Below are 26,993 nucleotides of genomic sequence, written 5' to 3' on the forward strand. Positions count from 1 at the left end.
TTATTTCTGGTCTTCCCACTCCTTATCAAAATTTTTCTGTGTTTTATAAGGTGGAAAATACTTATCGTGGTTTCTTCTGATATCATAAAATATGGCTTTTTCAATCAGTATACTCAGATCAGGGATAATCCATTCGGGAGAGCCGTTTTTTTCCTGTCCGTTGGTGAAAACTTTCACTGCTTTTCCATCTTTCATTTCAACTTTCATTAATAAACAAGGTCCCATATATCCTGAGCAAGGATGACCTGTATAGACTTCTTCGGCAGTAGTTCCATCATTAAAAGCAATTTTCAGCTCTAGATAATTTCTAGGCTTTGTAGACTTTACCCCATATCGGGAATAGCTTTCAATAGTCCGGATGGTTTTTAAATAATTGATGGCGTTTTGTCTGCTCTCTGGAATATAGCCCGGATGCATTGGACTTTGAGTATGATTTTCAATTTCATTTTCAATCTGAGTGTTCAACATATTTATTATCTTATCATTCTGCTTGTTAGCAACATCAAATTCAGAACGGGGAATAAATAGGTCACCCAAAAATGCATATACTATAATTGCTGATAAAATAATAAAGAACCAGGGCGATAGAAAATAACTGGTCGTTTTCTTCATAATAATCTTTTAAGTTTTGTTTAACTAATTTATTAAAATAAATTCAAGAAATTTGCAATCGATGAAACTTCCGGAAATCCAAATCCCCATTGTTGAAATTCTCGTAGGGAAAAATGTGAGGCTCTTTATAAAAAGAGAAGACCTTATTCATCCTCAAATATCAGGGAACAAATACTGGAAACTTTTCTATACTACTAATAGATATGTAGATAAAAAACCTCAGAATTCCCGCCTTATTACTTTTGGAGGAGCTTATTCCAATCATATTGCAGCAGTTTCTGCGGCAGGGAAATTATTGGACATTCCAACAGTAGGAATCATAAGAGGGGATGAATTGAGAGATAAATGGCGGGAAAACCCGACTTTGATGTTTGCTTCAAGGAATGGAATGAATTTCAGATTTATTACCCGCGAAGAATACCGGCATAAAGAAAAACTAACGGAATTTCTGCAGGCTGAGTTTCCGGATGCCTTGATGGTGCCGGAAGGGGGAACCAATGAAGAAGCTGTAGAAGGGGTAAAAATGATGCTGAATGACGAAACAAAAGATTTTGATTATCTTTGCACAGCAGTCGGAACCGGTGGTACCATTGCGGGAATTTCAAAATTTTGTGAAGAGAATCAGAAAGTTATAGGCTGTACAGTCGTGGCAGACTCTTCATTGGAAAACAAAATATTGGAGTTAACCTTCAGGAAAAATTTTAATCTAATAGATTCAGATTTTGGAGGTTATGGTAAAATAAAAGATGAAAACATCCGTTTTATCAATGATTTTAAAGTGAAATATGGGATTCCTCTGGAACCGGTTTATACTGGAAAAATGATGCAGAAGGTTTTTGAACTGATGGATGAAGGGTATTTTCCTGAGAACAGCAAAATTTTGTGCTTTCATACCGGAGGTTTACAGGGGATTGAGGGAGCCAATTTGCTTTTGAAAAAACAGAACAGAAATTTAATTATATAAAGTAAAATTGAAAAACATGAAAAGACTTTTCTTGCTTATAAGCCTTTTAGTTTTATCAAAATTCTCAGCTCAGAACTGGGCTACTGAAGATCAATATATCCAGAAATTTGCTCAATATGCCGTAGAAGAGATGGAAAAGTATAAAATTCCGGCTTCTATTACTCTTGCTCAGGGACTTTTGGAAACCGGAGGAGGGCAGAGCAGACTGGCTCAGGAAGGGAAAAACCATTTCGGAATAAAGTGTAAAGAAGACTGGACGGGCAAAACGATGAGACATACTGATGATGCCCCTAACGAATGTTTCCGTGTATATGATGATCCGAGACAGTCTTATGAAGACCACTCTATATTTTTATCAACCAGAAAATATTACGCGAATCTTTTTAACCTCGATATGAAAGATTACAAAGCGTGGGCACACGGACTTAAAAAAGCGGGATACGCAACCAATCCGCGCTATGCTTCCATTCTGATTGGTAAAATTGAAAAATATAAGTTGTATGAATTCGACAATACCAATTCCAAAGAGGTATTGTACGCCGTTCTTAGGATGTACCCTAATTTAAAGGATGACAGAACTTTTATGGCCCAGCTGGAACCTGCAAAGGTGATTAAAAAAGACCCGGTAACCGTTAATGTTCCTTACAAGCAGACTTCTTATGCGCAACAGCAAAAAAGAGTGGAGAAGATCAAAACAAAGGCGGAAATCCTTAATTCCATCCTGATTAAAAGTCACCCGAATGAAGGGTTGAAATATATTATCATTCCTGAAGATACCAATGTTCAGTTCATTGCCAATAAATTCAAAATCAGTGAAAGTAAGCTGATGAAGTGGAACGAACTGGAAACTGATGTTTTACACAAAAACGATATCGTTTTCCTTGAATCCAAAAATTCCGATGGAAATAAGCCTACTTACAAAGCAGAAGCAGGCGAGGATATGCATGATATTGCCCAAAAATTCGGAATTAAATTAAATAAATTATACGCTAAAAACAGAATGGATGAAGGTCAAAAACCATCTACCGGACAGTTGATTTATTTAATAGACAAAAAACCCAGAAATTAATAGTTGTTAGTTGCTAGTTATCAGTTGACGGTGAATGCTGTTGATTAAAAAACTATCAATTATCAACCCTCAACTATCAACCAAAATGAGATACCAAAGAAGTTCGGCTTTATTTGAAGAGGCTTACAAGTACATTCCGGGAGGAGTAAATTCACCCGTTCGTGCATTCAAATCAGTGGGAGGAGTGCCTGTTTTTATGAAATCTGCAAAAGGGGCTTACCTTACTGATGCGGATGACAATACATACATAGATTATATTAATTCATGGGGACCTGCTATTTTAGGTCACACCCATCCGGAAGTGTTGGAAGAGTTGAAGATCCAGGCAGAAAAAGGCTTCTCTTTCGGAGCACCGACGGAACTGGAAACAGAAATCGCTAAATTCATTACGGAAAATGTCCCGAATATCGATCAGATCAGAATGGTTTCTTCGGGAACTGAAGCTTGTATGAGCGCGATCAGACTGGCAAGAGGATATACGGGAAGAGATAAGATCATCAAGTTTGAAGGATGTTATCATGGTCATTCAGATTCTTTCTTAATAAAGGCAGGAAGTGGTGCTGCAACTTTCGGAAACCCGAATTCTCCGGGAGTTACTCAGGGAACTGCAAAAGATACTCTTTTGGCCCGTTATAACGATTTTGAGCAGGTGGAAGATCTATTTCGTCATAATCAGGGAGAAATTGCTGCGGTCATTATCGAACCTGTAGCCGGGAATATGGGATGCGTTCTTCCCGAGAATAATTTCTTGCAAAACCTAAGAAAAATCTGTGACGAGAATGGAACCTTATTGATTTTTGATGAGGTAATGACCGGCTTCAGACTGGCGTTTGGAGGTGCTCAGGAACTTTACAATGTAAAAGCAGATTTGGTAACGTATGGAAAAGTAATCGGCGGAGGTTTGCCGGTGGGAGCTTTTGCCGGAAGAAATGAAATTATGGATCATCTGGCCCCGAAAGGGGGAGTTTACCAAGCCGGAACATTAAGTGGGAATCCATTGGCGATGAGAGCAGGATTGAAAACACTGCAGATCATCAAAAATGACGGAGATTTCTTCAACAGACTGAATAAAACAACGGAGACACTTGATTTTGAAATCGGGAAGATCTTAAACGAGAAAGGAATTGCCCATAAAATCAACAGGAAAGGCTCTATGATGTCTGTATTCTTCCATATCAACAGGGTTTCTAATTTTGATGAAGCTCAGGAAGCGAATCATTCATTATTCAATAACTTTTTCCACCAAATGTTGAACAATGGTGTTTATCTTCCGCCAAGCGGCTATGAAACTTATTTCATCAGTGATGCCATTAAGGATAGGGAAATTGATATGACGTTGGAGGCTGTAAGAAAATTTGAATATTCTTAATAGAAAAAAATACAATAAATAAAAGGATGAGGTTTTTACTTCGTCCTTTTTTGTTTCGATAGTGTATGATTTTAGATATCTGATTTATCTTAGAATAAAACCTTAATAAGTCATGGATGTATATAAAGATATGGCAATAAGAAAAATACAGAAGTGTGATAAAACTTATATTAATTCTTGTTAACGTGAATTTAACAATTATTAAAATTTGTTAAATTAGCTAACTATTGATAATAAAAATTAGTACTAACCCTTAAATACACAAGATAGATGAAAAAAATCTACATGAGTACACTTTTCTTATGCACTACCGCTATATTATATTCTCAAAACGTATTGTGGCAGAAAGACATCAAATCCAATACCCAGGATTTCCTTTCCCAGGTAACCACCACGATTGACGGACAGTATTTGATCACAGGAAGCTCCATTCAAAGCTCTAAGTCTCAGGCTTCAGGCAGTAAGCAAAATAACGGCTACGATTTCCATTTAGTCAAGCTCAACCAGCAAGGCGAAGAAGTCTGGGAAAAATACTTCTCAGGACAGAACCATGATTTCCTGTCTGCCACAGTGAACACTCAGGAAGGAGGCTTTCTTCTCTCTGGAACATCTTATAGTGGGAAATCTTTGGATAAGAAAGAAGATTCCAAGGGAGGCTCAGATTTGTGGCTGATCAAAATCAATGAATTCGGGGAAGAGCAGTGGCAGAAAACACTCGGGACTGCTTCCGATGAAGAAGCCAGAGCTGTGATTCAAACCACAGACTTAGGCTATTTTGTAGCAGGAAATGTACAGAACTCGGCTAAAGGCTATGGTTCTAAAGATATCTGGATCATAAGACTCGATAAAACAGGAAAACAGACTTCGGAACTGATCTTAGGAGGAAAAGGACTCGATGAAGTAGAGAAAATGATTCCGACCAAAGATGGAGGAGCTTTATTAGGCATGTATTCCAGAAGTAATATCGGAGGATCAAAAAAGACTGAGAACTACGGTGAAGGTGATTACTGGATTATTAAGCTAAATAAAGACGGAAAGGTAGAATGGGAAAAGAACTATGGTGGAAAAGCAGATGATCATTTGAGAACCCTTGCTTTAACTTCTACAGGATATTTGATTGGTGGAGAATCAAGATCAGAGAGATCAGGAAACAAAATCTCTGGAATAGAAGAAGGAACCGATTTATGGTTAATTGCCTTAAATGAAAGAGGAGAAGAATTATGGCAGAAATCCTACAACTTTAAGAACAGGGATGTCTTGATGGGAATGAGTGTGATCAGTGGGATAATGGAAGCAGGAAGCGGGAAGTCTAATGAAAATGCAACCAAAGGAATATTATTAGGAGGCTATACCCAAGCAGAAGGAAGAATAGAAAGTGATGATGAGACGTTCTGGATGCTGTATCTGGACCAGGAAGGAAAGGAACAATGGAGAAAGCATGTGAAAGGAGAATCCAGAAAGAAAGAAGAAAGACTTTCGGATATTAAGCTTAACAGGGATGGTTCAATCATTTTAGCAGGAACCAGTGCAGAGGAATTAGGAAAGGAGAACTGGAAGATTGTGAAACTGGGAGACGGACAGATTGATCAGCTGATCGAAAAGCAGGACATCAGAGTCTATCCGAATCCTGTATCAGATTATACCTATGTAGAGATCGGCTATGAGTTTAAGGAAGCGGATATTTTACTGTATGATATGAGCGGTAAGCTGTTGCAGCAAACCAAGACCAAGAATAAGGTAACGAAGATCAATACTCAGCCTCTGGTTCAAGGAGCTTACCTTGTGACCATTAAAACAGATACTAATAAAACAGCGAATGCTAAGATTATTAAGAAATAAATTAAAATGAGAAAAATATTAAAAACAATAACTGCAGGAATTTTTATAGCAATACATTGTAATACTCTTGCTCAAGTAGGAGGTATTGATGGCATTGCTAAAGGAGAAGTTAAAGATGTAAATTTTAATAAAGATTTTGCGGTTGATCTGTATACAGGTACAGTCAATATTAATATTCCCTTAGAAAAAATACAGCAAGGTAGTCTTCCTCTAGATTTAGGATTGAGCTATGACGCAACAGGAGTACTGGTCAATAATATTTCTGGAATAGTAGGACAAAATTGGCATTTAAACGCAGGGGGATCAATAACCCGCAAAATAAAGGGAATGTGTTTTGACGAATTAAATTATGATAAAGGTGGACAACCAGGTTTAAGTAGTGCTATGACATATCAAACCGGTTTTTTTGAGGCGCGAATTTTATTGAATCGTAACGACTGGAAAGATTTGGCTCATATGCAGCGTATTTTAACAAGAGCAATTGCTATTGCACCTATTGGACCATTTTACGGAGGACCTCCCTATTATGAAATTGATTTTGGTGACGGGTTACCCGATTTTGATAAAGTTTTTAAAATTGATACGGAACCGGATATTTTTTATTTCAACTTTTTTGATAAGAGTGGCTATTTCTTTATGGGGGAAGATGGAAACTGGAAGGTTTCATCAAAAGATAATTTGAAAGTGTTGTATAATGAAGAAACCGATTTAGTAAACCCTCTTTCAGGGATAAAATTTAAAAGTCCTGCAGTTGAAATTTCCGAATCGTATAAAAGAAAATCTATTGGAAGATTAACGTTAGTTGATGATAAAGGAGTTAAGTATATTTTTGGGGATAATGACTTAAAAAGCATGGAAGTAGTTATGGGGGAATATTACACTACTGAATTCTTTTACCCATTTGTTGCGAAATGGAATCTAAAAAAAGTAATAGATCCCAATGGTAAGATACTTTATGATTTTACCTATAAAACAGGGCAGCATTTTTTGTCAAATTTGTTTGTTGAAGCCCGCCATGAAGTTTCTTCAAATGAAGATAACGGAACTTATACTTATTCTGCAAATCCTCAAACTTGGTCAAATTTTTATAAACTCTATAGGGAGAGTGGAGATTTGTACAAGCCTTCATACTTAAGTCGGATAGTAGCGTTTGATGGTACTTCAGTAGATTTTGCTTACGTTGAGAAAGCAAATATCCAGTATACAAGATCGGGCAATGTTTTTTTTGAACAAAAACCATATCCTGATTCTCCTTATTATCCTTTATTTAATCGTAAATGGCTACACGAAAAATTAAATACAATCTATTCTGACGAGATACCCGCTACCGACGGGACAGATCAAAAAAGTATCAGATATGTTTTAAGTGAAGTCAAAGTTAATTTCAATAATAAATTGATTAATAAATTTAATTTTCAATATGCTAATGCAGACCCAAGAGTATTTTTATATCAAATTATTAAAAATGATGATGAAAAACATCAGTTTTTTTATCATTACCCTAACGATTTACCGGGATATTTTTCGGAAAAAAAAGATATGTGGGGGTATTATAATGGATATTCAACTTCTCTTTCTCACTCCAATAATTACAATTTTTGGCAAAATTTTGAAAATAATAAGTATTCAACAAGAGGCACAGTAACCTCTAAAATGTTGAATGGCTCTCTTCAGCAGATCGTATGGCCAACAGGAGGGAGTACAAATTTTGTATTTGAGCCTCACTCTTTTAGACACAGGGTAATCAACCAAAAATCATTGAATAATAGTGTAATTACAGAAACCTTCCCAAATGGTGGTGGTGGATTGAGAATTAAGAAAATCATCAGTGAAGGGAAGGAAAGAGAATTTTTCTATAATAATTCTTTTGATGAAATGGACAATAATATATCATCTGGGATATTATTGTATGAGCCTATATTTTTTCTACGTCATCCCGTTTATGAGTTAAATTTTGGTGATGTAACAGGTACTATGATTCCATCAGGTGGAACATCTTCTGCTGATGGAATAAACCCAAAATCAGATTTTTTTAAATCCAATGTTGCATACAGTACTGTATTTGAAAAAACTAATGATGGATATATAAAATATACTTTTAATGATTTTTTCGATTCTCCGGATTACTATATGGAAGAGAGAATGAGACCCTTCAATAAACTTTCTAAAAAAATTGACATGAGTTTTGATAGAGGACAATTAAAAACTAAAACTTATTTTGATGCCAACCAAAATATGATTTTGTTTAAAAGCTATGCATATAAAAAACTATTTGGAGGATTAAGCTCGAAAGGAATAGATTACAATTATTTTACAAGTAATTATTCTGAGCATCCACAGGATGATGTTTTCGGGGGAGGTCTTTTTCCGATTTCACAACCAGATTGTTTAGGGTGTAATTCCAAAATGGATCCTTACTTAATCTATTACTCAGATAAAGTGTTAGAAACTGAACTTACCACTGAATATTTTAAGGACGGCAGAAAAATAGAGTCTTTAAAAAGATATTATTATAAAAGTCCTTTGGATGCCAGCTACAGCCTGATTGACAAAATAGAGGAATATCCTAGCAAATATGACTTATCAAAATTCAAAACAATTAGATTTGATTATGCGATTGATACGGATACATCAGAACCAATTATTCAGAGTATGATAGAAAAAAACATGGTAGGTATTCCTTTAGCGGTGACACAATATAATGAGCAGAATGAACCTATTTCTAGAACAGAAACTATTTATGCTAAAAATTCAATAACTAATAATTTAGTACTTCCTGTTTCAACTAGAACTTCAAAGACGGGAACGTATGGTTATGGAAATGATGCAGCAGTACATAGACAAGTAACCTATGATTTATATGATGCTCATGGACGTATTTTACAGTATACAGATGGATCAGGAATTCCTACAACTATCATTTGGGGGTACAACAGATCACAGCCTATTGCAAAAATAACAGGAGCTACCTATAATCAGGTTGAGGCAAATGTTAATATTGGATACTTACAAGATGCATCGGATGTTGATATTGATGTTGCATCGGAAAATATTTTGATCTCATTATTGGATGATCTAAGAAAAAATATGGCATTCAAAGATCATCACATTACTACTTATACCTATGACCCGTTAGTTGGAATAACAACTCTTACCGATCCTGATGGATTACGAGAGCATTATAAATACAATACCAAAAACAAGTTGGAAAAGATTATGAATTCTGAAGGTAAAGTATTGGAAGAGTATCAATATCATTATAAAAACTAGTGAACCAATGAAAAAAATATTAATTATAGTATTGGGGCTAATCTTCAATTACTCCATTTCTCAAAATCTTACAAGTACTGAAAATTATGTATACAAGAAAACTCACCTTTCAGATCCTTCAGATCCAGTACAAAAACAGTTAGAAACTGTACAATATTTAGATGGACTTGGGAGACTTAAGCAAATTATTTCAATAAAATCTACTCCAACTGGGCAAGACTTAGTAATACCTGTGGTGTATGATCAATTTGGTAGAAAGACTAAAGATTATCTTCCTATACCCGTATCAACTTCTAATGCGGCAATTCAAAACTCTGTTTCAGAAAGTACGATAAACTCATATTATGGAGTCACTAATGCTTTTTCAGAAAAAGAACTTGAATCTTCTCCTCTAAGCAGAATATTTCAATCTGCAAGTCCGGGTGAGGATTGGAAAATGAGTTCTGGGCACACCGTGAAGTACGGATACGATGCCAATTCTATAACGGATCAGGTAAAAAAATATCAAATTACTACTACTTGGGATAGTGCTAACCAAATGTATACTTCCTCTCCTTCCCAGATTATTTATTATGAGGAAAATTCATTATATAAGTTTACGATTAAGGATGAAGATAATAATGAGAAAATTGTTTTTAAAGATCTGTATGGCCATATTGTTCTTATCCGAAGAAATGATGGAACAAATAATTTAGATACCTATTATGTATATGATAAATATGATCAGTTAACATATGTTATTCCTCCTTTAGCATCGGTTGAATCTGTATTATCTCAAGCTATTCTTGATAATCTATGTTATCAATACAGGTTTGATAATAAGAAGAGGGCGGTGGAAAAAAAGTTTCCCGGAAAAGGTTGGGAATATATGGTGTATGATAAACAAGATCGACTAGTTGCTATTCAGGATGCCAATTTAAAAATACAGAATCGGTGGTTGTATACCAAATATGATCAGTTTTCAAGGGTGATTATGACCGGTATTTGTATGGGTATGGGAACGAATCGTATAGATGAGCACGATTATGTAAACACTAAAGGCAACAATAATGAGAGTAGATCATCTTTTGTAACAATAAATTACAGTGGGATGGATGTCTATTATTCAGTAACACAAGGGTATCCTCAGTATGATAAGGTATATAATTTTCTTAGTTTAAATTATTATGATACTTATCCTGAAGGTTCTCCAGTTATTCCAACGCAGGTATTAGGGCAAAATGTAATGTCTCAGGATGCACAAAATTCTAATATGAGTACCAAAACTTTACCTACTGCCAACTATATAAAAAATACAGAAGCCAATGATTTTAGATGGACAAAACACTATTTCTATTATGATACTAAAGGGCGAGCTATAAGTACCCATTCCATCAATTATTTAGGGGGATATACTAAGACTGAGACGAAACTTGATTTTTCAGGAATTGCATTACAAAATAATACCTATCATAAAAGATTAATTACTGATGTTGAAAAAGTTATAACTGAAACTTTCACTTATGACAATCAAAACAGATTACTAACCCATAAGCATAAGGTGGATAATAATCCTGAAGAAATTTTATCTCAGAATACCTATAATGAGCTTTCACAATTAATCAGTAAAAAAGTAGGAAGTACTGTTGGATCTGCAAACCCACTTCAAACTATAGATTACGCCTACAATATCAGAGGATGGCTAACCAAAATCAATGATCCAGTAAATCTAAACGGTAAATTGTTTGGTTATCAATTGAGATACCAGAATCCAGAACCGAACCAACTGGGGATTGATGAAGCAAAATATAATGGCAATATCTCCGAAGTAGATTGGAAGATGGCAACTGATGGCATTCTAAAGAGGTATTCATATAAATATGATAGGCTTAACAGACTTGTTCATGGCATAAGTTTCCAACCTCAAGCTACTATTCCAAATGATGATTACTTTGAATATCCGGAGTATGATCGTAATGGAAATATCGTTTCTTTAATCCGGGGAGGTAAAACGGCTGCAAGCCCTGTGACTACAACGACCTTCGATGAGCTACGATATTCTTATGAAGGTAATAGGCTTGTTAAGATTGTGGATAGTCAGAATAATACATCTGGATATCCAGGAGGAGGAAACTTAATAACTTATGATGGAAATGGTAATATGACCAGTATGATGGATAAAAGAATTAAGGAGATCAGTTATAACTTTCTGAATCTTCCCAGTTCTATTACCCTATTAGAAGGAAGTGGTAAATCACAAAAAGTTCAGAATATTTATCAATCGGATGGTACAAGACTTTCTAAGAAATATACGAAAGGAACTACTATAATAACTACCGACTACTTAGACAATTTTCAGTATGAAAATAGTACATTACAGCCAACAGCACCTGACTTAAAATTTGCATCAACTGCAGAAGGGTATTATAGTTTTGAAAATAATAAGTATATTTATCAATATAAAGATCAGGTTGGAAACGTTAGAATTTCTTTTTATAAAGATGCGAATGGCAACCCGGTTATAGATAATGCCACTGATTTTTATCCCTTTGGATTGGAGCATCATGATGGTGCAGCGAGTATATCCATTACACCAAGCTATAAATATAAGTATCAGGGACAGGAATTACAGGAAACCGGTTTTTACTCCTTCAAATGGAGAAATTATATGCCGGATGTAGGTCGTTTCTTCAACGTAGATCCTTTAAGTGAAATATATGCTTACCAATCTCATTATAACTTCTCCGAGAATAGAGTAATAGATGCTTTAGAAATTGAAGGTCTAGAAGCGGAAATTATAAATAAAGAAAACGAGTGGGCTAGTTTTGAAGGGAGGCCATATGACGGGGGGCTTGAATCTATAACTACCTATACTGATGGGACAAAAGAAGCTAATATCAAAACAGTTGAATTGGAGTCATCTTATAAAACTCCTAATGATTCTGGTTTTGGATGGGGTGATGCAGCAAGGGTTGGCGTAAGTTTTGTGCCCTTTGTAGGCAGTGGTTTGGATATATATGAGGGGGCAAGAGATGGAAATTGGCTACAGTTTGGATTTGGTATAGGTGGTATGGCGTTGGATATTGTAACTTTAGGGTCTGGATCTATTGTTAAAGGTGGAGTAAAAACCATTGGAACCCATTTGGTTGAAGAAGGGATGGAGAAAGCCACGAAAGAGTTAGCAAAAAATGCTTCAAAAGAAATAGGCAGTAGTGGAGGAGGTGAAATTTTATCAATGAATGTTGAAAGAATTATTTCACATGGAGAGAAAATTGATGATCTTACAAATGAAATTAAAGGAATGACTTGGTTAACGGGTAATGAGCATGCTATTGTTAGACTAGCTAGTGGTGAAAAAGCAATTATAAGTGGAGGATCCGGAGGGATAAGCTTTAGACCAAAACAGATCAAAACTCTTTTTGGACATACACATCCCACTTCAGCGGGACCGAGTTCAGCTGATTTTAACTTTTTGAGAAAGTATGAATTCTCTGGTTCCAAAAAGTTAGGACAAAGCAGACAATACATACTTCATGGGGGGGAAACTACTTTAATAAGACCTTAATATTAATTCTAATGGCAATTATATTTACAGATAAAACAGAATGTTTACTTTGTGGTAAAAAAATAACGGATGAAGAAGATTTTTTTATATTTCCGCCCTTTATTCAGAATGTAAAAGATATATACTACAAATTTAATGATACGGGATTTCATTCTAATTGCTTGAAAAATGATGAATTAGGAAATCAGGCAATTCTATTTGCTCAGGAATATATTGATAAAACCAGGCCAAAAAATAGAATTTGTATTGTTGGTGGAAATCTAATTCAAAGGTTTGAAGATTACATATTTATTGATATGTTAACTTCCGATAAGGAAGAAGCACTATTTAAATTTAACTTTATTACATTGGATAGGAATAACTTACAACGATGGAATGACAGAGAAAACTTTATCCAGTATGCAGAGGAATTTAAAAAAGAAAATAAATGGGAGGATCTTACGGAGTTTAAGTACTTAGATAACTTAATTAAAAAAGTTTCTGACCCCAATTAAATTTAACATAAGAAACTTACAAAGCCTTTACTAAAACTATAGTAAAGGCTTTATATAATATTATAAGAGAATCATCCAGATGACAAAGTTGTTAATCTTACCTTTGATTAATCTAATAATATTGTACAAATTTATTACCGTTGAATTAGACTAAAGAGCCGTCAGGAAATTATTTCCTGACGGCTCTTTCAATTTGATACGAAGAAACTATTATAACTAAATTATTGTAAAGCAGATAAAAGGTTTACTCCATCTACAGTAGCCCAAGCTCCGGCAACTAAAGATACTTTGGTAACACTTGCGGTATTAGTAAATGTTTTTCCTCCGTTTGTTACAGCATATCCCCAAACACCTGGATTATCAGAATTCACATAATTTAAAGGAGATACAACAACTTTACTAGGATTTGCGTTTACTTGGTTGTTATTCGTTGCGTCATCCTGAATTAAAACTGCATAAGCATTTTTACCACCAGTGTTTTTATATCCACTGACATATACGTTTGAGAAAATACCAGTACCCTGTCTTTTGAATTGAATAGCAGAGATTTCTACAGATCCTGCAGTTTCTGGATTTGTATTCGTATCTCTTATTAAAGTAATATTAGAAATTTTCGGAGGAGTATTATCTATGTTTGCAGAAGCTTCAATCTCCATTCCGAAATTACCTGTTACTGTTTGGAAAGCAAACCAGTTGCTGTTGTTTTGCCCGCTCCATGCATCCTGCCAATCGAAAGAGTCATCATAATTACCATAAGCAACAAGGTTTTTTGCGCTTACAGTACCTCCGAAGAACTCAAATCCATCATCGGTTCCTTTATAAGCAACCAAGTTTTCTAAAATAGTACCATCACCTACGGCGTAGAATGTGAAGGTATTGGTTTCAGAAGTTCCGTCATTAATTTTCTTACCAGCATATTCTACTCTAACATATTTCAAAATACCAGAACTGTAATTAGCATCATTACCACCGTATGTAATAAAATTACCATCTTCAGATACAGCAGTTGGGCTTCCGTTTACAGCCTTGATAGGAGCTCTTCCATAAATAGTAATTCCTCCCCAACCTCCAGGAACTTTAGCAGCAGTTGTAAAAACAATTGGTTCGCTAGCAGATCCTAAAGCAAGTATTTTTCCACCTTGTAAAACAACCAAACTTGAAGTAGTAGTAGTAGAAACTGTAAATGTTGCACCTGCTTCAATAGTAAGAGTTGCTCCATCAGCTACCTTCACGATACCTTCTAATGTATAATTTCCTTTTTTTATAGTTAAGTTGGATGTAATATCACCGGATAGTTTTCCTCCTTCAGGCAGAACTCCTGAAGTATTGCCCGGAGTTGTAATAGTTCCACCATCTCCATCATTTACTTCAATAGTACATGAAGACAATGTCAAAAGCAATGTCAATGATAATAAAGTTAAAAGATTTCTTTTCATTTTATAATAAGATTTTTAATTTTTAATATTTTCTAGAATGTATATCCTACAGTAAAATTGAAAGATATACCATTAAAATAACTGTTTAATGCATAGTTATTATTAGTTTCTACTGGGTAATAGCTATTATCTCCCAATTCAACACGATATTTGCTGTCCAGAATATTCTGTACTGCGAATTTTACATTCCAATTTTTATCGAGTTGATTTTGGTAGACAAAGTCTAACTGATGGAATGGCCTTTCATAATAATTATCTGAACCTGCCCCCCCAACAGCATAAATTTTTGATCCAGACACATTATACACTAGGGAAAAAGTTTTTGCAAAATTTTTAGAATTTTTATATTCATACTTCAAATCTGCATTGATGGTATATGGTGCAGCACCTTGTAGTCCTCTTTTATGAAGTTGTTCTTCGGTATATCCTTGTGGTTTTTCAATTACTAATTGTTCCGGGCTTCTTTCTACATCAGAATACATGAATGTTGCATTAGCACCCAAAGTAAATCTGTCTAGAGATTCAGAGAATCTGCCCAAGTTCAATATACCCTCTAATTCTATCCCTGCTAGTGTTGCTTTTTTAGAATTGTAGTAGGTAATAACAACACCACTTGCATTTCCTGAAGGAGCAATAGAGCGTTCTATTGCCTTATCTATTCTTTTTGCAAATAAATTAACTGCAAACATTTCTTTATTAGAAGGGAAATATTCCCATTTTAAATCTGCATTATAGTTTTCACTATTCTGAATATTTTCATTACCAAGGATGGATGAATTATCTGGATTGATATATTCAATTGGCATTGTTTCTATAAGAATAGGACGGGTTATAGTCTTACTTAAAGATAATCTAAAATTATTCTTACTATTCAGTGCCTTTTTTATAGAAAGAGATGGAAGAAAATAATTTTTATTATTAATTATTTCAAGTATTTCTGGCTGACCTTTTTGATACCTGATTAGTCTCATATCATTTTCAAGCCTTCCGCCTATCAAGATATCCCAGCTATCGTTTGGTTTATAATCAAAATTAAGATAGCCGGCATTTACAAATTGATAAATATTAGATAAGTATAAATTAGGGTTGGTTCCTTCTAAATAATAAAGTTGATTATTCTGAATCGAATTGTCTAATGTAGATTGTGGACGATCCACATTAATATATACAGAAGTATTACCATTCGTTGGGTTACCAAAAATAAAGCGATATGAGTTTTTCCTTACATCAGCAAAACCATTATATCCTATTGATAATTGTAAAGGATAGTCTTTTCGATCACCTTTATTACCCATAAAAACAGAATATTCCCCATAAGCTGATCCATAAAATCTACCATCAACATCAAGATATTGACGGATGAAATTATTACCTCCGTAAGAAATTAATGCATTATCAAAATTTTCAGGAGAAGTAAGTTCAAAAATCTTTCTATCCGGCTGACTATAATTATTGATAACATAACTTCCTCCTGTCTTAAATTGATGACGGTCTCCGATTTTTTGTGCAGCAGTTAATTGCAAATCCAAAAATCTTGAAATATCCTGCTGATTGGTTCTGAAGAAACGTACATCTTGGATGCTGAAGTTTTTATAACCATTAAAGTCCTCAATAATATTAGAGGAGTTTTGTAAATAAATGGCATTTAAATTTACATTGGTACCTCTGTTTTTATAAGCTAATCCTAAGAGAGTTGAAGACTCTGTTTCGTATTCATACCCTTTTCTGTATAGCAGGTTACTTAGTTGTATAACACCACCATTATCTCTGTATTGATTGTTATCTCCTTCCTTGTAAGAATACTTTGACGATTGATTTAAAGAGAATAAAATTCCAAGATTTCCGGTTTCTCCAGCTTTTATTTTTTGTACTGTAGTGAAGCCAATGCTTGTATTTGGCATTGATTTAATATTATCCACATTCCATGAATCTTTAAATGAGGATAAAGACTGTTCTCTTGTGAAAATATGACCATTGGGTTTCGAGTCCCTCACTTCTACAGGCAATCTTCTGTCTCTAGAGTTTAAACCAAGATAGCCTTTTATTCCGTCTGCACCTTCAGCTACTTTAAAGTTATCTCTGAAAGTACTTAAAGTATTTACTCCAACACTGAATTCTACTTTTGTAAACGCTTTATCAATCGTTAAAGTTTCAATATCGAAAGTTGCTCCGGCGAAATCTCCGTAAAGATTGGAGTTAAAAGTTTTATAGATATTAAGTTTCCCTACAACGTCTGTTGGAAACTGCTTTAAAGCAATGATTTTTTGAAAAGGGTTGTTAGAGGGCGAACCAAGACCGTTAATCAATAGATAATTGTATCTTTCTTCCAATCCTCTTACAAAAAGTCCTCTTCCTTCTACTGTAGTGATCCCGGTTACCTTGGTAAGACCTTGTTCTACATTAGATATTCCTTTTCTGGAAATTTCTTCAGCACTTACAGCCTGTTTTTGTATAATAGCCTTTTTCTGTTCCCCAAGTACTGCAGTTTCTGTTTTCTTGTTACTGCTTCCCTGAATGACTACGCCATCAATTTTGTTTTCCTTTTTTATGCTATCCTGCTTGGTTTCCTGTGCATAGAATACAGATCCGGACAAAAACAAAACGGCAATGCTAAGCTTATGAATTTTCATTATTTACTTTTCTTTATTTACACTTAGATTCTTTCGGTGCAAAGGAATAAAAGAAAGGCGTTGTAAATGGTTTAGTAAAATTTAATTTTTTCTTAACTATATATTAACAAAACAACATTATTGTTAACTTTATGTGAACGATAGGGTATTTATTAATCTGTCATTCAAAAATTGTTAACTTTGACTCAGTAAAAATTAAAAATGAACCAAAAGAAAATACTCTTAATAGACGATGAACTGGATATTTTAGAGATTCTGTCTTACAATTTAGAAAAAGAAGGATACGACATTTATACGGCGACCAACGGTAATGAAGGAATAGATAAGGCTAAAGATATTATTCCGGATCTTATCCTGTTAGATGTCATGATGCCGGAAAAAGACGGGATCGAAACTTGCCAGGAACTTCGTAAAATAAAAGAGCTACAGAAAACACTTATTGTTTTCCTTTCCGCCAGAAGTGAAGAGTTTTCTCAATTGGCAGGCTTCCAGGCAGGAGCGAACGATTATATTGTGAAGCTCATCAAACCGAAAATCCTGATTTCTAAAGTAAATGCTTTGTTACAGCTGACATCTCAGGTTTCAGATAATGCGAAGCTGATTGAAATCGGTGATCTGGTGATCGATAAGGACAACTTCAGAGTTTCTAAAAACGGACAACAGTTCTTACTTCCTAAAAAAGAATTCGACTTACTTTATCTGCTGGCATCCAACACGGAAAAGGTTTTTAAAAGAGAAGAAATCCTTGAAAAGGTTTGGGGGAATGACGTGATCGTAGGAGAAAGAACCATAGACGTTCATATCAGAAGATTAAGAGAGAAATTAGGAATTAATACGATTCAGACCCTGAAAGGAATAGGCTATAAGCTTATCGTATAATCCCTGAAAAAAAACTTATCTTTACATCAACCAATAAAACTTTGTAAAATTGAAATTTTACAGACTTACCCTCGTCGCCTCGTGTCTTTTGACACTGGTGATGTTTCTTTTAGTAATCATTTTCGATTCGCTAAAGGAAATCTATTATAAGACACCCTTCTTCAAAATAGGTCTTTTCATATGCATCGTGCTTATTTTCATCATTAATTATGTTGTGCTGGAATTGCTGTTCAATTATTACGGTAAAAAGCAGGTACGCACAATTTCTGAAATCCTCCCGCAGGAAATGGTGAATGATAATGACGAAAACATTACGATTAAAGAACTGGGCGAAAGGTTTTCCGATCTTAACCAACAGAAGGCTTCCCAAATTGACATGATGAAAGAGATGGAGAGTTATCGTAAGGAGTATATAGGGAACGTTTCTCACGAACTTAAAACTCCCTTATTTTCCATCCAGGGATATGTGGAAACACTGAGAGAAGGCGGCGTTGAAAATTTAGGAATCAGAGACAAATACCTGGAAAGAATCGGGATCTCTGTGGAAAGATTGATCGCTATCGTTACAGATTTGGATATGATCAACCGGTTAGAAGCAGGAGAAATCAACCTTACGGTTTCCAGATTCGATGTCAATCTCCTGATCAAAGAAATTTTTGACCTCCTTGATCTTGAAGCAGAAAAAAATAATACCACCTTACAAATTCAGACCCTGCATCCGCAGATCTTTGTAGATGCCGACAAACAGAAGATTTCCCAGGTTTTTATTAATTTAATTTCCAATGCCATTCATTACGCCAACAGACAGGAGGCAAAAGTAGTGGTAAAAACCAGTGTCCTTAAAAATAAAGTGCTTATCGAAGTTATAGATAACGGAATGGGAATCAAGCCTGAAATCCTGCCGAGGATTTTTGAAAGATTCTACCGGGTTGAAACCAGCAGAAGCAGACGTGAGGGCGGCTCCGGATTGGGGTTGGCCATTGTAAAACATATCCTTGAAGCTCATAACGAAAACATTACGGTGGAAAGCGTATATTTAGAAGGAACTAAGTTTAGTTTTATGCTCGAAAAAAGTAAATAATTCCGCAAAATGTATGAAAAAAAAATATTTTAAAAAATTCTGAAATATTTTTTTGTGACATGTCATTTATTATATATTTGCAACAGAAATTTATCATAATAATAAGGCAAAAAGAAATTTAAAAACTGGTATGGTTTACAAAATCCGCGTAATATTAGATGCGAAAGAAGATATTTTCCGTGATATTGAAATTAAAGGAAAACAGACTCTATGGAACTTACATTTAGGAATTAAAAGTGCATTCAGCCTGCTGGGAGACGAGCTTTCCACTTTTAATTTACTGGAGGAAGATGGGACAATCGTGAAAAGCGTCCCGTTGGAAGATATGAGTGATGACGGAGATGGCGAGATTATGTCGGATGTTTATATTGATGAAGCATTTGAAAGCATAGGAGATAAAGCTCAGTTTCAATATGGCCTTCTTGATCTTTGGGAATTCTTTTGTGAGCTTGTTGAAATTATTGAAGAAACAAAAGGAGTGAATTACCCTATCACCGTATACAGATTCGGAAACGTGCCTTTAAAGGCTCCAAGTAAAAACGGAAGCTCAGGTTCTAAAAAGAAATCAGCAATGCCTTTAATGGATGATGATTTCAATTTTGATGACGATTTTTCCGGAGGAAACTTTTCAGATGAAGATGACAGCTTTGATGATGATGAGGAAGAAGATTACAATGATGATATCTTTGATGAAGAAGATGATGATCATGAAGAAAGATAAATAAGTATCAACCCTGAATATGTTTTCAGGGTTTTTTTGTGCCTTGTTTTTAAATACAATCCTTATTTTTGTTAAAACTTGATTAATGAAGAAAATAATCTTAGCAGCAATTATTGGCTTGGGAATTGTATCCTGTGCTGTTCAAAATACAAACAAAAAGACTATGGATTTGCCGAAAGAATGGAAGCATACTACAAATATCTATGAAGTTAACTTAAGACAATATACTCAGGAAGGAACCTTTAAAGCTTTTGAAAAAGAAATGCCCCGCCTGAAATCAATGGGAGTGAAAACGCTCTGGTTTATGCCGATTACTCCTATTGCCCAACAAAATAAAAAAGGAAGTTTGGGAAGTCAGTATGCAGCAGCAGATTACACTTCCATCAATCCTGAATTCGGAACCCTGGATGATTTTAAGCACATGGTGAACGAAGCCCACAGACTGGGTTTCAAAGTCATTATAGATTGGGTAGCCAATCATACGGGTTGGGATCATATCTGGACCAAAACACATCCTGAATTCTATTTGAAAGACCCGGATGGAAAATTCCATATTGCTTCCGGAATGGATGATATCATTGAGCTGGATTATAAAAACCAGGAAATGCGGAAAGAAATGATCGATGCTATGAAATATTGGGTAATAGAAACCAATATTGACGGTTTCCGATGTGATCTGGCTTCATGGGTAGAAGTAGATTTCTGGCAGCAGGCCCGTCCTGAAGTAGAAAAAATAAAGCCTCTTTTCTGGATAGGAGAATTTGATGAGCTTGAAAATCCGGATTACGGAAAAGTATTCGATGCGAGCTATTCCTGGACATGGATGCATAAATCCGAGGACTACTACAAAAAAAACCTTCCTTTGCAGGAGTTAAAAGACTTATTGGTAAAATATTCTGCGATTGGAGATGCTTCCATGAGAGCGTGGTTCACCACCAATCATGATGAAAATTCCTGGAATGGTACAGAATATGAAAAATATGGAGCGATAGCAAAACCAATGGCGGTATTTTCGGCAACATGGAATGGTATTCCTTTATTATATTCAGGACAGGAATTACCAAATATGAAGAGACTGCAATTCTTTGAAAAAGATGTCATCCAATGGACGAATAATTACCAGATGGCAGATTTTTATAAAACATTATTGAACCTGAAATCCTCAAATCCTGCCTTACGCGGAGGTGACTCAAATGTGATCACCTATTTGCTCAACACAACAGCAAATGATAAGGTGTTGGCTTATGTAAGGAAAAATGGGAAAGATGAGGTTCTTGTTGTTTTAAATATGTCAAAAGAAGCAGTGAATTTCAGTATTGAAGACGAACATTTATCCGGGACATTTAAAAATGTTTTTGAAGGAACAAAAAGAGACTTCAATGCCGGGAAAGATTTCAGCTTTAAGCCTTCAGACTACGCTGTATTTGAAAAGTAAATTAAGGTTTTAGCAATAGGAGCGGGCTTTAGCCCGCTTTTTTAATCCAATGAAAAGGCTTTAGCCCAAAATGAAAGAATGGACAAATCAATAATTTTAGATACGGTTAAAAATAAAATCTCCGAAAAGATCCGGAACTTTGAAAGTCTGATTACAGAAACCCGTGCTTCAAATAACGATACCAAAAGCTCGATGGGAGATAAATATGAAACCGGCCGGGAAATGCTTCAGCAGGAAATCAATAACCTTCAGAGACAGCTCAATGAAGCCTTACATCAACAGGCAATTATTCAAAAAATATCACCGGAATCTTCAGAAAAAGTACAAAATGGAGCATTAGTAAAAACCAATAAAGGATTGTTTTATATTTCAGCTTCTGTAGGAGAAATTGTTGTTGAAAATACCAAAATCATGACCATTTCGGATGAAGCTCCTCTGGCAAAAGTTATGATGGGATTAAGAACAGGACAAACATTTGCCATTAATACTCTGGAACAGACCATTGAAAATATTTGGTAACCTTAGATTATTGGGGAGATAGCTTTATGGAGAAAAGAAATTCGGCAGGCTGAAATCTGTAAAAGGAAACACTAAAAATATCATGGTAGTTTTTTTATAACAAAACGTTTGATAAAATCTAACAGTTTTTCATTTACTTTTTTCTAAATTTGAACCATAAAAATCGCTTTTCAACATGCAGAATTACTTAGACCTTTTACAGCATATTTTAGATAACGGAACAGATAAAACAGACAGAACCGGTACCGGAACAAGAAGTGTGTTCGGATATCAGTTGAGATATGACCTGTCGAAAGGTTTTCCTTTGGTAACCACCAAAAAAGTACATTTGAAATCCATTATCTATGAATTGCTTTGGTTTTTGAAAGGCGATACCAATATCAAATACCTGAATGATAATGGAGTAAGCATTTGGGATGAATGGGCTGATGAAAACGGAGATTTAGGACCGGTTTACGGAGCACAGTGGAGAAGCTGGACAGGAGCAGATAACAAAGTGGTGGATCAGATATCGGAAGTGATCGAGCAGATCAAAAAAAATCCGGATTCCAGAAGACTGATTGTTTCCGCATGGAATGTTGCTGAAATTCCGAATATGGCTTTGGCTCCATGTCATGCATTATTCCAGTTCTATGTTGCCGATGGTAAATTATCTCTACAATTATATCAGAGAAGTGCAGATGTTTTCCTTGGTGTTCCGTTTAACATTGCAAGCTATGCATTACTGTTGATGATGGTTGCACAGGTTTGCGGTTTAGAAGTCGGAGATTATGTTCACAGCTTTGGAGACGTTCATATTTACAATAATCACTTTGAACAGGTAAACAGACAGCTTTCGAGAGATCCGAGACCACTTCCTGTCATGAAATTGAATCCGGAAGTGAAAAACATCTTTGATTTCAATTTTGAAGACTTTACCCTGGAAAACTATGATCCGCATCCGGGAATCAAAGCACCTGTTGCCATTTAAATTTGACGGATAATAAAAGGAGAGAATTGTAACAAACCCCCTCTGTTTCCGACATATTATTGAAATCATTAATATGTTCAATAAACTATTTTTCAGTGTTTCAGTTGTAGCTTTCAGTTTGGGTTTTGCCCAAAATATCAATAAGCAGAAACTAGATGAGTACTTCAAAGCTTTAGATGAAAACCATAAAGTGATGGGAAGTTTTGCCATTGCAGACAAGGGGAAACTAGTTTATACGAATACTATTGGTTTTGCTGATGTAGAAAGCAAAAAGAAAGCTGATATCAATACCATTTACAGAATAGGTTCTATTACCAAAACTTTTACCGCTGTTCTGGTAATGAAAGCAATTGAAGATAAAAAGCTCACTTTAGATACAAAGCTAAGCCAGTTTTTTCCGAACATCAAAAATGCAGAAAAAATAACCATTGAAAACCTTCTTACCCACAGAAGCGGAATTCATAATTTTACAGATGATAATTTGTATCTTACCTATTATACACAACCCATTACTCAGGAAAAGCTAGTCAGTATTATCGAAAAAGCAGGTTCTGATTTTGAGCCGGGTTCCAAATTCCAGTACAGCAATTCAAACTATTCTTTATTGACCTATATCTTAGAAAAAGTATATAAAAAATCTTATGCTGAACTGATTGAAAAGGCCATTATAAACCCTTTAAACTTAAAGTATACCAAAGTAGGAGGCAAAATTGACGTTTCCAATAACATCGCCAACTCATATACTTACGAAGGAAATACTTATGTAAAGAGTCCTGAAACAGATATGTCTGTCCCAAGCGGTGCAGGAGCGATCATTTCCACTCCTTCAGATCTTATCGCATTTATGAATGGTTTGACTTCCGGAAAATTGATTTCCCAGGAAAGCCTTGATAAAATGAAAAAGTTCAAAGACGGTTATGGTTTCGGATTGGTGGAAGTTCCTTTCAATCAGAAAAAAGGATTTGGTCATAATGGAGGTATTGATGAATTTCATTCGACATTATACTATTTCCCGGATGGAGAAAAAACCTTCTCAATGGTTACTAATCAGTCAAGTTATGATAACAATAATATTTCTATTGCGGCTCTAAGTGCTGCTTATGGAAAAGATTTTGCTATTCCGGCTTTCAATGTTATTGCGGTCTCTGAAAATGAACTTCAACAATTCGTGGGAAATTATGCTTCTCCCGAAGTCCCATTGAAAATTAATATCTTTATCAAAGACAAAACCTTAATGGCTCAGGCTACAGGACAGGGAGCTTTTCCTTTGGAAGCTACTTCCAAAACAAGCTTTAAATTTGATATGGCAGGAATTGTGATCGATTTTGATCCCGGAAAAAAACAATTTGTGATCACTCAGGGATCCCACAAAACTACCTTTACAAAAGAATAATATGATGAAGTATTTAAAAATAAACATTGAAGAAAAAGCAGACATTGAGGTATTGAAAAATACAGTTCTACAATTAAAAGGAGTAAGCTCGGCAGAAATCATTGATGATGAAAATCCGGAAAGCGAACTGAAAAAAGCATTTGCCAAAACGAAAGAACAGCTTAAAAAAGGTGACTATGAAACATTAGTCAATGATATTTTCGACATATTAACAAAAAATAATTCTAAAAATAATAAATAGACAGATGAAAAAGGCTATTTTATCTATTGCCATACTTGGAGTGATGTTTACCGCTCATGTATCGGCACAATCCGAAACTTCAGGTAGAGAGAAAGTGTACAGAGCCACTCACACCAAGGTAACGGAACTGAAGCATACCAAACTGAAAGTAAATTTCGATTATCAGAAAGAGCAAATGAACGGGGAAGAGTGGTTAACGGCCTCTCCTTATTTCTATCCGTCCAATGAATTGGTTCTTGATGCAAAGAGTATGCTGATTCACGAAGTAGCCTTAGACAACAATGGCAAAAAATCTCCTTTACAATATGAATATAAAGATGATATTTTAAAAATCAGACTCGATAAAACTTATCAGAGAAACCAGGATTACACCGTTTATATCAAATATACATCACGCCCGAACGAAGTAAAACAACAGGGAAGTGCTGCCATTAATGATGCAAAAGGTTTGTATTTCATTAATGCTCAGGGAAAAGAAGCAGATAAACCGACTCAGATCTGGACACAGGGAGAAACAGAATCCTCTTCTGCATGGTTTCCAACCATTGATAAACCCAACCAAAAGACCACTCAGGAAATCTATATGACCGTTCCTGATAAATACGTAACATTATCCAACGGTATTTTAAAAGATTCTCAAAAAGAATCCAACGGTTTGAGAACAGATCACTGGGTAATGGATAAAAGGCATGCAACCTACCTGTTCTTCATGGGAGTAGGAGAATATGCCATTGTAAAAGACAAATGGAAAAATATTCCGGTAGATTATTATATTGAAAAAGAATACGAGCCATACGCAAAACAGATCTATGGAAACACCCCTGAAATGATCGAGTTTTTCTCTAAAAAGCTGGGTTACGATTATCCTTGGGCAAAATATGCGCAGATCTCAGGAAGAGACTATGTGAGCGGAGCCATGGAAAACACGACAGCCACCCTTCACGGAAGTGATATTCTTCAAAAACCGGGACAGCTCATTGATGAAAACACCTGGGAAGATACTATTGCCCATGAATTATTCCACCACTGGTTTGGAGATCTGGTAACAGCAGAAAGTTGGAGTAATCTTACCGTCAACGAATCTTTCGCCAACTATTCAGAATACCTTTGGAACGAATATAAATACGGAAAAGACCAAGCGGATTATCACCAGATGGAAGACGTAAACAGATATATTCACAATTCGGGTGATTTCAAGAAAAATCTGGTGAGATTCAATTACGACTCCCGGGAAGATGTTTTCGATCTGGTAACCTATCAGAAAGGAGGCGGAATACTTCATATGTTAAGAAATTATTTAGGTGATGATGCATTCTTTGCCGGAATGACAGATTACCTGAAAACCAATGAATATCAAAATGCTGAAGCCCACCAGTTAAGACTATCATTTGAAAAAGTTTCAGGAAAAGACCTGAACTGGTTCTTCAATCAATGGTATTTTGGAAGCGGAAATCCAAAGCTGAACTATTCATATACCTATGAACCGGTTAAAAAACAGGTTTTAGTTACCATTAATCAGTCACAGGATCAACCGTTTGAATTCCCTCTTGCTATTGATGTGTATGACAACGGAAAACCAAAGAGATATAACGTTTGGGTAAAAGCCGAAGCAAAAAATACATTCAGTTTTGATGCTTCTAAAAATCCGGATTTAATCAATATCAATGCAGACGGTATTTTGTTATCGGATATTACAGATACCAAAACTCCGGAGCAGTATCTGATGCAGTTTACCAATTCCAAAGAATTCAAAAGCAGATATAATGCACTGAACGGAATCAAAGATCAGGTTGGAAAAAATACTTCTGCTACAAAATTATTAGCGGCGGCATTAAAAGATCCGTACTTCAGAGTAAGAATGAAAGCATTGGAATTGATGGATCTTACCAACCCGGAACAATTAAAAGCTTTAGGAGCAGATGTGGAAAAACTGGCTTCCAATGACCCTAAAACCTTAGTTCAGGCGGCAGCCATATCAGCTTTGGCTAAAACTAAAGATAAGAAATACCTTCCGATCTTTGATAAAGGTGTGAATGCTGTTTCTAATTCTGTAAAAGGAAAGTCATTAGGAGCAATTATTGCTATCGATCCTACAAGAATCAATTCTTTAGCAGAGAAAATCGACCTTGAAGGAGCATCAGAAGACCTGTTGATTCAATTGTTACCCATTGTCGTAAAAAATAAGATAACTTCTCAAATGGCTAATATTGCTCAGATAGCGGCATTTTATCCGTTTGTGAAATTCCAGAATCCGGAATTGGGTAAAGTGGCTGAAGAAGGCTTCAACTGGATCATGACCTCAGATAATATAAAAGCTACCGAAAGCATTACTAAAATGATAGGACACATAAAAGGTCAGATCGCCGATAACCCACAGGCTAAAATGATGATCTCTCAGATGCTGAAAGACGGACTGAGCAAAAAAATGGAATTGCTTAAACAGAATCCACAAAGCGCAGCAAGCATCAACAAGCAGATTGATGCCCTGAACAAATCAATTGAAGATTTTAAATAAACCTCAAAAGCA

At 35.3% G+C, this 26,993-nt stretch carries 19 protein-coding genes; 16 read left to right on the forward strand and 3 right to left on the reverse strand.

What is annotated here, in order from left to right; all coding sequences use genetic code 11:
• A complete protein-coding gene (locus tag BCF58_RS03330) occupies positions 1-612 on the reverse strand; it encodes a hypothetical protein (protein ID WP_121460366.1) in 612 nt (203 codons plus the stop codon).
• 61 nt (positions 613-673) lie between these two features.
• On the opposite strand from BCF58_RS03330, the gene BCF58_RS03335 reads away from it, so the two are divergent.
• The 7 genes from BCF58_RS03335 (at position 674) to BCF58_RS03365 (ending at position 13,161) form a co-directional block, all read left to right on the forward strand.
• Positions 674-1,576, forward strand: a complete 903-nt coding sequence (locus tag BCF58_RS03335) for a 1-aminocyclopropane-1-carboxylate deaminase/D-cysteine desulfhydrase (protein WP_121460367.1) — start codon at positions 674-676, stop codon at positions 1,574-1,576.
• Between the two features lie 16 nt (positions 1,577-1,592).
• On the forward strand, positions 1,593-2,645 hold the full coding sequence (locus BCF58_RS03340) for a glucosaminidase domain-containing protein (protein ID WP_121460368.1): 1,053 nt from the start codon (positions 1,593-1,595) through the stop codon (positions 2,643-2,645).
• Between the two features lie 85 nt (positions 2,646-2,730).
• The gene (gene hemL, locus BCF58_RS03345; RefSeq protein ID WP_121460369.1) at positions 2,731-4,014 is read left to right on the forward strand and encodes a glutamate-1-semialdehyde 2,1-aminomutase; all 1,284 of its coding nucleotides are present in this window, start codon (positions 2,731-2,733) and stop codon (positions 4,012-4,014) included.
• 270 nt (positions 4,015-4,284) lie between these two features.
• Positions 4,285-5,853 carry a T9SS type A sorting domain-containing protein gene (locus tag BCF58_RS03350; RefSeq protein ID WP_121460370.1) on the forward strand — a complete coding sequence of 523 codons (1,569 nt, stop codon included), beginning with the start codon at positions 4,285-4,287 and terminating at the stop codon, positions 5,851-5,853.
• A gap of 6 nt (positions 5,854-5,859) precedes the next feature.
• Complete coding sequence (locus BCF58_RS03355) at positions 5,860-9,123, forward strand: hypothetical protein (protein ID WP_121460371.1); 3,264 nt, start codon at positions 5,860-5,862, stop codon at positions 9,121-9,123.
• Positions 9,124-9,130: 7 nt separating this feature from the next.
• Positions 9,131-12,667, forward strand: coding sequence for a DUF6443 domain-containing protein (locus BCF58_RS03360; RefSeq protein WP_121460372.1), 3,537 nt, complete (start codon positions 9,131-9,133; stop codon positions 12,665-12,667).
• Positions 12,668-12,678: 11 nt separating this feature from the next.
• The gene (locus BCF58_RS03365) at positions 12,679-13,161 is read left to right on the forward strand and encodes a hypothetical protein (protein ID WP_121460373.1); all 483 of its coding nucleotides are present in this window, start codon (positions 12,679-12,681) and stop codon (positions 13,159-13,161) included.
• Positions 13,162-13,382: 221 nt separating this feature from the next.
• Here BCF58_RS03365 and BCF58_RS03370 read toward each other — a convergent pair whose 3' ends face one another.
• Positions 13,383-14,597 carry a hypothetical protein gene (locus BCF58_RS03370; protein WP_121460374.1) on the reverse strand — a complete coding sequence of 405 codons (1,215 nt, stop codon included), beginning with the start codon at positions 14,595-14,597 and terminating at the stop codon, positions 13,383-13,385.
• Between the two features lie 32 nt (positions 14,598-14,629).
• Entirely contained in the window at positions 14,630-17,227 is a 2,598-nt protein-coding gene (locus BCF58_RS03375) for a TonB-dependent receptor plug domain-containing protein (protein WP_121460375.1), read from the reverse strand.
• A gap of 201 nt (positions 17,228-17,428) precedes the next feature.
• Between BCF58_RS03375 and BCF58_RS03380 the strand changes: the two genes are divergently transcribed.
• The 9 genes from BCF58_RS03380 to BCF58_RS03420 all read left to right on the forward strand — a co-directional run bounded on the left by BCF58_RS03380 (position 17,429) and on the right by BCF58_RS03420 (position 26,981).
• Positions 17,429-18,106, forward strand: coding sequence for a response regulator transcription factor (locus BCF58_RS03380; RefSeq protein ID WP_121460376.1), 678 nt, complete (start codon positions 17,429-17,431; stop codon positions 18,104-18,106).
• Positions 18,107-18,155: 49 nt separating this feature from the next.
• Complete coding sequence (locus BCF58_RS03385) at positions 18,156-19,187, forward strand: sensor histidine kinase (protein ID WP_121460377.1); 1,032 nt, start codon at positions 18,156-18,158, stop codon at positions 19,185-19,187.
• Between the two features lie 130 nt (positions 19,188-19,317).
• Positions 19,318-19,908, forward strand: coding sequence for an IS1096 element passenger TnpR family protein (locus tag BCF58_RS03390; protein WP_121460378.1), 591 nt, complete (start codon positions 19,318-19,320; stop codon positions 19,906-19,908).
• 85 nt (positions 19,909-19,993) lie between these two features.
• Positions 19,994-21,343 carry an alpha-amylase family glycosyl hydrolase gene (locus BCF58_RS03395; protein WP_121460379.1) on the forward strand — a complete coding sequence of 450 codons (1,350 nt, stop codon included), beginning with the start codon at positions 19,994-19,996 and terminating at the stop codon, positions 21,341-21,343.
• Between the two features lie 78 nt (positions 21,344-21,421).
• Positions 21,422-21,862 carry a hypothetical protein gene (locus tag BCF58_RS03400; RefSeq protein ID WP_121460380.1) on the forward strand — a complete coding sequence of 147 codons (441 nt, stop codon included), beginning with the start codon at positions 21,422-21,424 and terminating at the stop codon, positions 21,860-21,862.
• 175 nt (positions 21,863-22,037) lie between these two features.
• Positions 22,038-22,832: a thymidylate synthase gene (locus BCF58_RS03405; RefSeq protein WP_121460381.1), complete on the forward strand. Its 795-nt coding sequence runs from the start codon at positions 22,038-22,040 to the stop codon at positions 22,830-22,832.
• 73 nt (positions 22,833-22,905) lie between these two features.
• A complete protein-coding gene (locus BCF58_RS03410) occupies positions 22,906-24,225 on the forward strand; it encodes a serine hydrolase domain-containing protein (RefSeq protein WP_121460382.1) in 1,320 nt (439 codons plus the stop codon).
• Position 24,226: 1 nt separating this feature from the next.
• A complete protein-coding gene (locus BCF58_RS03415; protein WP_228434722.1) occupies positions 24,227-24,466 on the forward strand; it encodes a hypothetical protein in 240 nt (79 codons plus the stop codon).
• 4 nt (positions 24,467-24,470) lie between these two features.
• A complete protein-coding gene (locus BCF58_RS03420; RefSeq protein ID WP_121460383.1) occupies positions 24,471-26,981 on the forward strand; it encodes a M1 family metallopeptidase in 2,511 nt (836 codons plus the stop codon).
• The last annotated feature ends 12 nt before the right edge of the window (positions 26,982-26,993 follow it).

Source organism: Chryseobacterium defluvii (genome assembly GCF_003634775.1).
Classification (GTDB): Bacteria; Bacteroidota; Bacteroidia; order Flavobacteriales; family Weeksellaceae; genus Chryseobacterium; species Chryseobacterium defluvii.

What these genes read in the sequence shown, in the direction of transcription:
- BCF58_RS03355 (WP_121460371.1), top strand. Translation starts at nt 5,860, where the DNA reads ATGAGAAAAATATTAAAAACAATAACTGCAGGAATTTTTATAGCAATA.
- BCF58_RS03390 (WP_121460378.1), top strand. Translation starts at nt 19,318, where the DNA reads ATGGTTTACAAAATCCGCGTAATATTAGATGCGAAAGAAGATATTTTC.
- BCF58_RS03420 (WP_121460383.1), top strand. Translation starts at nt 24,471, where the DNA reads ATGAAAAAGGCTATTTTATCTATTGCCATACTTGGAGTGATGTTTACC.
- hemL (WP_121460369.1), top strand. Translation starts at nt 2,731, where the DNA reads ATGAGATACCAAAGAAGTTCGGCTTTATTTGAAGAGGCTTACAAGTAC.
- BCF58_RS03335 (WP_121460367.1), top strand. Translation starts at nt 674, where the DNA reads ATGAAACTTCCGGAAATCCAAATCCCCATTGTTGAAATTCTCGTAGGG.
- BCF58_RS03395 (WP_121460379.1), top strand. Translation starts at nt 19,994, where the DNA reads ATGAAGAAAATAATCTTAGCAGCAATTATTGGCTTGGGAATTGTATCC.
- BCF58_RS03410 (WP_121460382.1), top strand. Translation starts at nt 22,906, where the DNA reads ATGTTCAATAAACTATTTTTCAGTGTTTCAGTTGTAGCTTTCAGTTTG.
- BCF58_RS03370 (WP_121460374.1), bottom strand. Translation starts at nt 14,597, where the DNA reads ATGAAAAGAAATCTTTTAACTTTATTATCATTGACATTGCTTTTGACA.
- BCF58_RS03400 (WP_121460380.1), top strand. Translation starts at nt 21,422, where the DNA reads ATGGACAAATCAATAATTTTAGATACGGTTAAAAATAAAATCTCCGAA.
- BCF58_RS03375 (WP_121460375.1), bottom strand. Translation starts at nt 17,227, where the DNA reads ATGAAAATTCATAAGCTTAGCATTGCCGTTTTGTTTTTGTCCGGATCT.
- BCF58_RS03365 (WP_121460373.1), top strand. Translation starts at nt 12,679, where the DNA reads ATGGCAATTATATTTACAGATAAAACAGAATGTTTACTTTGTGGTAAA.
- BCF58_RS03405 (WP_121460381.1), top strand. Translation starts at nt 22,038, where the DNA reads ATGCAGAATTACTTAGACCTTTTACAGCATATTTTAGATAACGGAACA.
- BCF58_RS03350 (WP_121460370.1), top strand. Translation starts at nt 4,285, where the DNA reads ATGAAAAAAATCTACATGAGTACACTTTTCTTATGCACTACCGCTATA.
- BCF58_RS03415 (WP_228434722.1), top strand. Translation starts at nt 24,227, where the DNA reads ATGATGAAGTATTTAAAAATAAACATTGAAGAAAAAGCAGACATTGAG.
- BCF58_RS03360 (WP_121460372.1), top strand. Translation starts at nt 9,131, where the DNA reads ATGAAAAAAATATTAATTATAGTATTGGGGCTAATCTTCAATTACTCC.
- BCF58_RS03340 (WP_121460368.1), top strand. Translation starts at nt 1,593, where the DNA reads ATGAAAAGACTTTTCTTGCTTATAAGCCTTTTAGTTTTATCAAAATTC.
- BCF58_RS03380 (WP_121460376.1), top strand. Translation starts at nt 17,429, where the DNA reads ATGAACCAAAAGAAAATACTCTTAATAGACGATGAACTGGATATTTTA.
- BCF58_RS03330 (WP_121460366.1), bottom strand. Translation starts at nt 612, where the DNA reads ATGAAGAAAACGACCAGTTATTTTCTATCGCCCTGGTTCTTTATTATT.